Genomic DNA, 442 nt, shown 5'->3' on the forward strand with positions numbered 1-442 from the left:
CGGCGGCCGCGCCCAGCAGCCCGCCGCGCGCGCTCGGGCGCGCCACCGGCCGCGCGCCGCGCCCCGCGCCGCCCGCGCCCTGTCTTCCGCCCTGGCCCCGGCCCTGGCCCGGGTACGTGTCGTCCGCCGCCGTACGGGGCGAGGGGGCGGCCGCCCGGCGGGGCGTACGTGTCCTGTAGTGCTCCACCAGACCAACGTAGGTGGGCGGAGGGCTGGAATCCGGACTGGGACACGCCCTTCGCGGGACCTTGGCAGTCTGTTCGACTGATTGTCAGCCCGGGAGGGTGACGGTCCGCCCGGGCGGGTGACGGGAGGCGGCCCCGTAGACTGGTGGGGGGGGCCGCCCGCGGGCGCGGGGCCCCCCCCACAAAAAAGAGACCCCCACCCGGAGCGGACGGGAGTCGGCCACAGGGGAGGCGCCCAAGGAAAAAAAGGGGAGCGG

At 77.4% G+C, this 442-nt stretch carries 1 pseudogene; it reads right to left on the bottom strand.

What is annotated here, in order from left to right:
* Positions 1–187, bottom strand: a pseudogene (locus ACFV9T_RS35380) (hypothetical protein); the annotation flags it as partial.
* Positions 188–442 lie beyond the last annotated feature (255 nt).

The sequence above is a fragment of the Streptomyces sp. NPDC059850 genome (genome assembly GCF_042731515.1).
GTDB lineage: Bacteria > Actinomycetota > Actinomycetes > Streptomycetales > Streptomycetaceae > Streptomyces.